This window comes from Nonomuraea rhizosphaerae (assembly GCF_019396405.1).
Taxonomy (GTDB): Bacteria; Actinomycetota; Actinomycetes; order Streptosporangiales; family Streptosporangiaceae; genus Nonomuraea; species Nonomuraea rhizosphaerae.
In genome coordinates, this window is the sequence record NZ_JAHKRL010000094.1 from 1 (window position 1) to 8,175 (window position 8,175).

11 protein-coding genes are annotated in these 8,175 nt (G+C 68.8%); 5 read left to right on the forward strand and 6 right to left on the reverse strand.

Annotated features, from left to right (window positions below; all coding sequences use genetic code 11):
• Window positions 1-124: 124 nt before the first annotated feature.
• Window positions 125-670, reverse strand: coding sequence for a carboxymuconolactone decarboxylase family protein (locus tag KME77_RS04540; RefSeq protein WP_219462253.1), 546 nt, complete (start codon window positions 668-670; stop codon window positions 125-127).
• Between the two features lie 259 nt (window positions 671-929).
• On the opposite strand from KME77_RS04540, the gene KME77_RS04545 reads away from it, so the two are divergent.
• The 3 genes from KME77_RS04545 to KME77_RS04555 all read left to right on the forward strand — a co-directional run bounded on the left by KME77_RS04545 (window position 930) and on the right by KME77_RS04555 (window position 3,424).
• Window positions 930-1,472, forward strand: a complete 543-nt coding sequence (locus KME77_RS04545) for a zinc-binding dehydrogenase (RefSeq protein ID WP_219462255.1) — start codon at window positions 930-932, stop codon at window positions 1,470-1,472.
• 334 nt (window positions 1,473-1,806) lie between these two features.
• On the forward strand, window positions 1,807-2,358 hold the full coding sequence (locus KME77_RS04550; protein WP_219462256.1) for an RICIN domain-containing protein: 552 nt from the start codon (window positions 1,807-1,809) through the stop codon (window positions 2,356-2,358).
• Between the two features lie 565 nt (window positions 2,359-2,923).
• Window positions 2,924-3,424, forward strand: coding sequence for a hypothetical protein (locus KME77_RS04555; protein ID WP_219462258.1), 501 nt, complete (start codon window positions 2,924-2,926; stop codon window positions 3,422-3,424).
• 48 nt (window positions 3,425-3,472) lie between these two features.
• On the opposite strand, the gene KME77_RS04560 is transcribed toward KME77_RS04555, so the two are convergent.
• From KME77_RS04560 to KME77_RS04580, 5 genes are all read right to left on the reverse strand, one after another.
• The gene (locus KME77_RS04560) at window positions 3,473-3,688 is read right to left on the reverse strand and encodes a response regulator transcription factor (protein WP_308250550.1); all 216 of its coding nucleotides are present in this window, start codon (window positions 3,686-3,688) and stop codon (window positions 3,473-3,475) included.
• Between the two features lie 34 nt (window positions 3,689-3,722).
• A complete protein-coding gene (locus KME77_RS04565; protein ID WP_219462261.1) occupies window positions 3,723-4,388 on the reverse strand; it encodes a hypothetical protein in 666 nt (221 codons plus the stop codon).
• A 93-nt stretch (window positions 4,389-4,481) separates the two neighbouring features.
• Window positions 4,482-4,808 (reverse strand): DUF1048 domain-containing protein, encoded by a 327-nt coding sequence (locus KME77_RS04570; RefSeq protein ID WP_219462263.1) that lies wholly within the window; start codon window positions 4,806-4,808, stop codon window positions 4,482-4,484.
• A gap of 1 nt (window position 4,809) precedes the next feature.
• Window positions 4,810-5,166 (reverse strand): DUF1048 domain-containing protein, encoded by a 357-nt coding sequence (locus KME77_RS04575; RefSeq protein ID WP_219462265.1) that lies wholly within the window; start codon window positions 5,164-5,166, stop codon window positions 4,810-4,812.
• Window positions 5,163-5,489: a PadR family transcriptional regulator gene (locus KME77_RS04580; protein WP_219462266.1), complete on the reverse strand. Its 327-nt coding sequence runs from the start codon at window positions 5,487-5,489 to the stop codon at window positions 5,163-5,165. Before KME77_RS04580 ends, KME77_RS04575 begins: the two co-directional genes overlap by 4 nt.
• A 149-nt stretch (window positions 5,490-5,638) precedes the next feature.
• Here KME77_RS04580 and KME77_RS04585 point away from each other — a divergent pair, with 149 nt between their 5' ends.
• Window positions 5,639-6,316, forward strand: coding sequence for a Type 1 glutamine amidotransferase-like domain-containing protein (locus KME77_RS04585; protein ID WP_219462267.1), 678 nt, complete (start codon window positions 5,639-5,641; stop codon window positions 6,314-6,316).
• 392 nt (window positions 6,317-6,708) lie between these two features.
• Complete coding sequence (locus tag KME77_RS04590; RefSeq protein WP_219462269.1) at window positions 6,709-8,118, forward strand: alpha/beta fold hydrolase; 1,410 nt, start codon at window positions 6,709-6,711, stop codon at window positions 8,116-8,118.
• Window positions 8,119-8,175 lie beyond the last annotated feature (57 nt).

The window sequence follows — 8,175 nt, forward strand, 5'->3', positions numbered from 1 at the left end:
CGGACATGCGTGGGCGGGCGGTGGGCGGTGCGCCCGCCGCCCGCCCACACCTCGATCAAGCAGTCCCGATCAAGCAGTCCCGATCAAGCAGTCCCGATCGGGCAGCCCCGATCAGGGGCTCTGATCAGGCGGCCCCGCGCAGGGCGACCTTGGGGAAGTCGAGCGGCACCGACAGGGCCACGTTCACATAGTTCGTGAAGAGGTTGAGCGCGACGTGTGCCACGATCTCGACGATCTCCTCGTCGTCGAAGCCGGCCGCGCGCAGCGCCTCCACGTCGGCGTCGCTCACCTGCGCGCGACTGTCGACCAGCTTGGCCGCGAAGCCCAGCGCGGCGTTGACGCGCGGGTCCGCCGAGTGGCCGGCCTGGGCCTGGCTCATCTCGCTCGCGGGCACGCCCGCCTTCCGGCCCAGGGCCGTATGGGCGGCCAGGCAGTACTCGCAGCTGTTACGGTCGGCCACCAGCACGGCGATCTGCTCGCCCAGCTTGGCGCCAAGACGTCCGCCACCCAGAGCCCCGAACGCGGCCCACATCATCTTGAGCGCGGCGGGGGAGTTCGCGACAGCCTTGAACATGGCCGGTGTCGTGCCGAAGGTCGCGGTGATGTCGTCCAGCAGGGACTTGGACTCACCGGAAGCGGCCTGGGCGTCGATCAATGTCACACGAGGCATCGGAGGATTCTCCTGTTGTGTAATGGAAGGTGTGGAAGTGGTGCCGCATGCGGTTGTCATCCCGCGTGCTCGTCCGACCGGCCTGGTAGCGGACGTCTCACGGCGCGATCGAATCCGGGCAGGCGGAAGCGCCACCCGCAGGGCGCGATGACAGGACCTGCGCAAAGTCCTGCTTGTCGCGCTCTTCGCCCGGTCGATCGTTAGGAGTACTATCAATCATGGCAGTGTCCACGTCAAGCCGTAGTTAGGAGTACGAACTGTGTCCGAGGGTTTCGACGCGGTCAGTGAGCCCGTCGCGAGGCATGTGACCAGCGGCTTGTCGAAAATCGGCACGGTGCTCGGGAGGCGGGCGTGGAAGGGGGCGGGGCCGGCGGGCGTGACGCCGACCCAGGCGCAGGCACTGGAACTGCTGCGCGGGCGGTCGGCAAGCCTCGGCGGCCTGGCCGCCCAGCTCGGCGTCGTCCACGTGGAGCCGGGCCCTGGGGTCGCGGACCGGGTGCGGGCCGCCGCCCCGGACGGCGTCGACGCGATATACGACCTGGTCGGGGGTGCCGCGCTGGAAGAGGTGGCCAGCGTGCTGGCGGACCGGTCGAAGCTGATCACCGCGGCCGACCGGGAGACCGTCGCGCGGCTCGGCGGCTCACCGGTACGCCGCGCCCGCGACCGGGCGACGCTGGAGGAGGTCGCGCGCCTGGTCGTGGACGGCGTGCTGCGGCCCTTCGTGACCAGGACGTTCCCCTCGATCAGGCGGCGCAGGCGCTGCGCGTCGTGGAGGAGGGGCACGCCCGCGGCAAGATCGTGATCAAGGTCACGCCTGGATGAGCGGTCCCGTCACCCGCCTCTTCCCAGCGGATCGGGACGGTGGTCGCGCCCTGACCACCGTCCCGGTGCCCGGTCATACGGATGCGGCGTGACGCCGTTCACGTCCAGCTGCCGCCCTCGGCGGTGGCCAGCGTCGTCTCTGGCCCGGCGCGACGTCAAGATCCACGCCGAGGGATCGGCGTGCCGGCGGCCATCGCCTTCCGCGACGACCTGGGCACGGAACTCCCCGGCACCTCCCGGCACCGCATGGAACGCCTTCAGAGCAGACACGCGCTCCGCGTGTCACAAGATCCCCAAATGCTCAAGGAGCGAACGTGCGTCAAATTCTCTTCTCCGTACTCACCGCGCTGGGCCTGACACTGGCCCTGGCGGTGACTCCCGTCGCAGCTCAGGCCGCGGCTTTCCCGTCCACGATCATCCGCAACAACGGTGTCGTCTCACCCCCCAGATGCATCGGCCCGCTCAACGGCGCCACGGCTGACAACACCCCTGTGGTGCTGACGGAGTGCACTCCGGTCTGGAACGGCTTCGCGCCCGTCGCTGTGTCGATCGACAACTCGATCCGCCACTCCAGCGGCAAGTGCCTCAGCCTGTCCGGCAACCGGTTGGTCCTGCGGACCTGCGCCGTCGGTGTCACGCCCGACCAGCAATGGACGTTCCGCGCGGTGACTCCCGGCGCCCCGGACAACGTCTGGATCCTGGGGCAGCACTTCAACTTCAACTGCGTGACCCCGGACGGCAACAACACGGCCATCGGTACCCAGCTGAGGATACAGAGCTGCAACTTCGGGCCCCTGCAGAAGTGGGTGCTGCCGCCGAACCCGGGCAGCTTCGGTTTCTCCTTCGATGACGGAACGACTCCCTGACCACCTGAAGGGGAGTAGTCGCCCGTCCGCTCTCGCGTACTGACGATCACGAGAGCGTCGCCACCTGGCGGCCGGCCGAGGCTGTGCCTGCTCAGGGCGGCGATGGAGGACAGGGCGAGTGAACGACCTGCCGGCGTACGTGGGGGATCGTCTCGACGAAGAGAAACGGACGCCCGGCGGGGATGAACGAGCTGGTGCGCGCGCCGACGCGCACCGTGCCGGAGCCGGCCGAGACCGCGCCAGGACCGCGCCAGGATCGCGCAACACTGCGCCGAGAGCGCGCCAGGACCGCGCCGAGCGGCCCGCCAGGCAGCGCAGCCGCGGGCCAGCGACAACGGCACCCGGTCGCGGGGGTAGCGGGCATGACCACCGACCGACGACACGGCCAACGACGACACGACGTCGGCCTGTGCCGCGCAACGGCGCTTGACCTGCCGAATCGTCGCCGCGTCGTACGTCCGGCGTGCCAGGCGTACAACCTGCGGTGTAGACCACGCGTCTTCCCCCAGCAGATGTCCCGCCACGCGATCGCGGACAGGCTGGGTGGTGCCGAAAGGAGAAGACGTTGACCACCCACCACGATGTGACCCGGACGCAGAACAGGACCAACCTCCGCGCAGGCGGCATGCCCACATGGCTGACGCTGACGCTGGTCGCCGCCGGACTGCCGCGCACCGTTCTCGCTGACCTGAACATCGTCCCGCCGGAGAGCGGCCTGCTCTACTACGTCCTCGCGCTGGCGCCGTTCGCCGCCTGGCTGGTGGTGGCGATCGTCCGCGAGACCACAAGACCGATCAGGGATTTCCTCGTTCTGGGCGCGCTGTACGGACTCTCGCTCGTCGTCGTCCACCAGGTGCTGTGGAACGTCGGCGCGGGCCTGGGCCATCAAGCGCCGGCCGCCGCGGTGAGCTTCGCCCAGAATGTCGCTCCGGCATTCCAGGATCTTGTCATCCGCGGCTACACGATCATGATCGCCATGGGGATCGGGGTCGGCTCGGGGCTGGCCGTCGCCGTTGTCGCCGTCGTGGCGAAGGCCGTTCGCTCCAGGCGGTCGGCGGCGGTGTAGGCCGGCTGCCAGGCGGAAGCCCAGGGGGACACCCCAGGGTCATAACGATCACATCCTGCCCATCTGTTCGAGGAAGGTGACCACCGCGGCGACGCGGCGGTGGATGGTCGTCTCCTCGGTGAGCCCCAGCTTGGTGAAGATCGCGTTGATGTGCTTCTCGATGGCCGACTCCGACAGGTGCAGGTGCCGGGACATGCCGCCGTTGGTCCGGCCCTGGGCCATGAGGGAGAGCACCTGGAGTTCGCGGGCGGTCAGCGTCGCCAGGGGCGAGCGGCTCCGCCGGGCACGGCGGCCCTGATCAGCTCGGCGGCGATGACGGTCCGCTCACCCGCCGCAGGATCCACGTCCATTCCGGCCGGTACATGTTCTCGGCCAGATCCGCGAGATGGCGGTCGGCGGCGATCCAGCCGACGGGCCCGCTCACGACCCACGCGGTCACCCGGCCGTGTGCGCGAGGACGGCGGTGGTCAGCTCCTCGTGCGCCTCGGGCGGCAGTGTGTGCCCCATGCCCGCCACGATCATCAGCCGCGCCCCCAGGATCCGCCCGGCGATGATCGCGCCGTGGCCCGGCTTGGCCGGCGATGCGCAGCTCCTGCGGGGTCAGCGCGTCGAGCACGGCCGGTCGCGGGGCCTGCCCGCTCTCGCCGGCCGCGCGCAACTCCTCCTGCGCGCGCCGCGCCCACGGCCGCGCGCCCGCCCGTTCGAACGTCTCCCACGCCGTACGCAGATGCGCCCGCGCCTCGCCCGGCCGGTGAGCCCGGCGCAGCCGCTCACCCAGCAGCAGGGCCGTCCTGGCCGCCTCGAACGGGTTGGTGTGCAGCCGCAGCGCCTCGCCGAAGGCGTCCTCGGACGACTCGGCCAGCCCCCGGCAACGGGCCAGCAGGGCGTGCGACTCGGCCGTCGCGGGCCCGCGCGATCGCCTCGTCGAGTGCGCCGAGCTCCGCAGATCTTCCGAAAAGCACAACCACCCACTGTAGGAGGGCCCTGCGGAGACGGCCGAAGCACCACCCCGCCCGGTCCCGCTCGTGCTGCCGCTGAGCTGAGGAACCGGCGGGTGTCACTTCCCGGCCGTGCCGGATTCCCCGCTGATGGACTCCTGATAGATGTCCGCGTAGGTGCGCGAGTCCTTGATCAGGTCGTCGGCGAAGGCGGCGACGTCGTCGCCGATGAGTTCCAGCACTCCCTTGCCCGTCGCGGCGCCCTCCTCGAAGAAGTCGACGATTCCCGGGAGCAGGGATCCGTCGGTCAGCCCGACCGGCCCGACCTTGAAGAAGTACCTCTGCATCTCCTTGTAGACGATCTGGTAATCCGGAGGGAGCGCCTTCACCCGCGCCAGGTGTGCCCGCCACTGCTTCTTGCCTTCGATGATGTCCTGGATGCCCACGTCAGCCTCCCAGCCGGCCCAATTTCCTGGCGACGTTCCTGTTCAACTGATCGCGCCACCGCTGGCGGTAGCCTCTGGACCCTTCTCCGCCGGCCAGCGCCGCGCAGAAGCCCGCGATGTCGTCATCCAGCACCTCGTCGATGCTCCGCCCGTCGGCCGCCGTCTCTTCGAGCAGTCCCAGAGCGCCGTCGAGAATCGGCATCAGGTTTCGGCCGGTGAAATCCCCGTAGGAGAAGAGATGGCCTTTGATCTCTTCCCACGCCGCCCGGTGGTCGGACGGCAATGCTGCGGCGCGGGTTTCGAACGCCTTCCATTCCCTGGTGAGGTCGCTGCCTGTCATGGTCTCCCAGAGATTCATCTCCCGCCCTCCTTGAGCTTGTCGAGCCGTGATGTGATGTACTCCCATTTCGCCCAGAACCTTGCGAGTTCTTCGCGCCCGGCGTCGTTGAGCGCGTAGAACTTGCGCGGCGGGCCCTGCCCGGACGGTCGTTTCGTCACCTGGACCAGCTCGTTCTTCTCCAGCCGCAGCAGGATGGTGTAGACCGTCCCCTCGACGACGTCGGAGAAGCCCAGGTCGTTCAGGCGGCGTGTGATGGCGTACCCGTAGGTCTCCTCGCTGCCGATGATCTCCAGCACGCAGCCCTCAAGCGTGCCCTTCAGCATCTCCGTAAGGCCGTCCATCGAGGGTCCTTTCCGTTGGTACTCAGTGGCGCCGAGTACCACTACAAAGTATCACGGAGTACTGAATTGTGCTGCCGGAGCGATGAGTCTCGCGGCGGTCCCAGGTCTACACGTCACCCCGCTCCATCGCACTCCACTCAGGAGAGATCTTGAAGCTTCTTCTCACGTCCGGCGGCGTCTCGAACACGAGCATCCGCGACGCGCTGGTCGACCTGCTGGGCAGGCCGATCGCCGACGCCCGTGCCCTCTGCGTCCCGACGGCGGAGTACGGCCACCCCATGTGCACGCCGGCCTCGGCCTGGCGCTTCATCGCCGGACAGACCACGGCGCCCATGTGCGACCTGGGCTGGAAGTCGGTGGGCGTCCTCGAACTCACCGCGCTGCCCAGCATCGGCCAGGACCGCTGGGTCCCGTGGGTCCGGGAGGCTGACGTCCTGCTGGTGGACGGCGGCGACGCGACGTACCTGTGTCACTGGATGCGGCAGTCCGGGCTGGCCGATCTCCTGCCGTCACTGCCCGAGACGGTCTGGGTGGGGGTGAGCGCGGGAAGCATGGTGATGACCCCCAGGATCGGTGACTACTTCGTCGAATGGACACCGCCCACCGGCAGTGACCACACCCTGGGAGTCGTCGACTTCTCGATCTTCCCGCACCTGGGACACGAGCTCATGCCGGGAAACACCATGGACAGGGCCGAGAAATGGGCCGCCGACATCGCGGGGCCGGCGTACGCCATCGACGACCAGACGGCCATCAAGGTGACCGGCGGCACCGTCGAGGTCATCTCCGAGGGGCACTGGCGGTCCTTTCCGGCCCGCGAACAGTAGCCAATCGGCCGCCGGATGATCGCCTGGACGAGGAAGGATGACCAGCCGTCCGGCACGCGCACGCCAACGGGGCTTTTTCTTTCCCTCGACATGATCGAGCCCCATATCCAATCTCCGCATCCCTGACATCGCTGAGCGGATCGACAGCGACAGCCGCCGGCCGGAACCCTCGACGCGTGGCAGACGGGCGTTCATCGCGGGCGAATGCCACACCGTCTTGCCGTCCCACCGAATCGAGGGTTCGAATGAGGATGCTCCTCACCATTGGCCTGACCACGGCACTCACCGCATATGGCCTGGCAACACCTGTCGCGGCAACAGTTTCCGCCCTGGATTTCGGTACCTGCCCGGCGGATGTCGCCGAGCAGTATCCGGAGCTGAGATGCGCGACCATGCGCGTTCCGCTCGACTACTCGAAACCGGCCGGCGCGCAGATGAACGTGCTCGTCTCGAAGCGCGCCAGCACCAGCCCGGCGAAACGGCGCGGGGTGCTGTTCGTCAATCCGGGCGGTGGCGCGGGTTCCGGCGTGCTGCACGCGGGCAAGTTGTCGAAACCCGAGGCCGGCGGCTACACCCGCCTGCCCAAGGAGGTGCTCGACGCCTACGACATCATCGGAATGGACTCCCGCGGCGTCGGCCACAGCGAACCGCCGAGCTGCGTCGGCGAGGACTACTGGGCGAACCTGCAGCCCGACCCGGACCGGCCGGAGGAGCGGGACAAGAGCTGGCAGACCTGGCAGGCCTACTCCCGCGCGTGCGGGGAGAAGCAGGGCGCCAAGCTGAAGCATCTGGGCACGCGCAACGTGGTCAAGGACATGGATCGGTTGCTCACCCTGCTCGGCGAGGAGAAGCTGAGCTACCTCGGTTACTCCTACGGCACCTACGTCGGCACCGCGTTCGGCGAGCTGTACCCCCACCGGGTCGACCGGATGATCCTCGACAGCTCCATGCACCCCGAAGAACCCCAGCTGTGGTACAAGAACTCGACCGGCCAGATCCGGCCCGGCGAGCGTCGCCAGCGTGAGTACCTGAGCTGGATCGCCAGGTACGACAACGTCTTCCACCTCGGCAAGACCTTCGAAGAGGTGGACGCGGCCTGGAAGAAGATGCTCGGGGACTTCCGGCGCCAGCCGCACGGGCAGCTCAAGAACGTCGGCGCGGTCGAGCTGATGGACGTCTACGTCGCCAACATCGCCCACGAGCACTACTGGGAACCGCTCGCGAAGGCGATGGCCGACTACGTGCTGCGGAATGACGAGAGCACTGTGCTCGACTGGGCCACCCCGGCCGGCGGCAGGGCGCAGGAGAACTACATCGCCAGCCTGATGTCGGTCGCCTGCGTCGACTCCGACTGGCCGGCCGACCGGGAGACGATCGAGCGGGACTTCACCGAGCTGTCCGAGGGCGCGGATTTCGGCTGGTACAACGTGGCGTACGCGTCCGCCTGCGCCAACTGGCCCGCCGGGCACGACCAGCGCATCGTGCCGTCAGGGAGGAACCTCCCGCCGATCCTGATGTTCGGCACCGAGCGGGATTCCACGACGCCGTACGCGAACACCGTCGCGATGCACCGCAAGCTGCCCACCTCGGTACTGGTGACCGAGCTGGACTCGGGCACCCACTGCGTGTTCGGCAGCGCGGGGCGCTTCACCAACCCGCAAGCCCAGCGGATCGGGGCGGAGTACCTGGTCAACGGCGTGCTTCCGGCGGGTGACATCGGGATCCGGCCGCATCCGCTCCCGGTGCCGACCGCCACCACCGCCGCGGCCGAGCGGCCCGCGACGCTCTCGGTGCGGGAGTAGAGGTCACGACCTGCCCGTCCCGCGGCCGGTGCGCGCCTGCCGGCCGGCGGGACGCGC

What these genes read in the sequence shown, in the direction of transcription:
- KME77_RS04540 (WP_219462253.1), bottom strand. Translation starts at nt 670, where the DNA reads ATGCCTCGTGTGACATTGATCGACGCCCAGGCCGCTTCCGGTGAGTCC.
- KME77_RS04575 (WP_219462265.1), bottom strand. Translation starts at nt 5,166, where the DNA reads ATGAATCTCTGGGAGACCATGACAGGCAGCGACCTCACCAGGGAATGG.
- KME77_RS04580 (WP_219462266.1), bottom strand. Translation starts at nt 5,489, where the DNA reads ATGGACGGCCTTACGGAGATGCTGAAGGGCACGCTTGAGGGCTGCGTG.
- KME77_RS04590 (WP_219462269.1), top strand. Translation starts at nt 6,709, where the DNA reads ATGCGCGTTCCGCTCGACTACTCGAAACCGGCCGGCGCGCAGATGAAC.